The organism is Vulcanisaeta sp., assembly GCF_049966235.1.
Taxonomy (GTDB): domain Archaea; phylum Thermoproteota; class Thermoprotei; order Thermoproteales; family Thermocladiaceae; genus Vulcanisaeta; species Vulcanisaeta moutnovskia.
The window spans coordinates 1-651 of record NZ_JBMFVA010000075.1 but is presented as its reverse complement, the minus strand read 5'-3'; the positions used below and the strand labels follow the sequence as shown (position 1 = coordinate 651).

General features: G+C 60.5%; 1 rRNA gene. It reads left to right on the top strand.

Annotation, left to right across the window (positions count from 1 at the left end):
* Window positions 1-651, top strand: a 23S ribosomal RNA gene (locus ACP5L5_RS11780); the annotation flags it as partial.

The following is a 651-nucleotide window of genomic DNA, read 5'->3' as shown; positions in this document are numbered from 1 at the left end:
CCCGCCGAGGCAGGGGGCCCTGAAGATTAGTCGGGGCTTAAGCCGGCCGCCGAGACCTTGGATTACCCTCATTTAGAGGGTATATAGTAGGCAGGCGTCGGGATGGCGCAGAAGTAGGGCCGTGAGGTCCTATGGAGCCATTCCGAGTGCTGATCCCGGCGGTAGTAGCAGCGAAGCGGGGTGGGAATCCCCGCCGCCGTAAGGGCCAGGGTTCCCCGGCAACGATCGTCGGCCGGGGGTTAGCCGGTCCTAACCGGATGCGCAACACGACATCCGGGAAAGGGAAACGGGTTAACATTCCCGTGCCGTGGGGGTACGTTTTGGGGCAACCCAAGGCCTAGCTTCCAACGTCTTAGGGTAGGTGGACTGGAGGCCTCCTTAAGGGGGCGATCCAGCTAACTTCTTAAGGCCAGGAAGTGCCGTAATGGCGAGAACTGGCTGAAGGAAGGAATGGCCTGCGTTAGTGGGTTCCACCGAGCCCCAGGACCCTTGAAAAGGAAGCTAGGAAGGATCCTCCACGACCGTACCGAGAACCGACACAGGTGCCCCTGGGTGAGGAGCCCAAGGCGTAGGGGGGTTAACCTAGGCTAGGGAACTCGGCAAACTAGCCCCATAACTTCGGGATAAGGGGTGCCTGCGATTCTTAGCTGA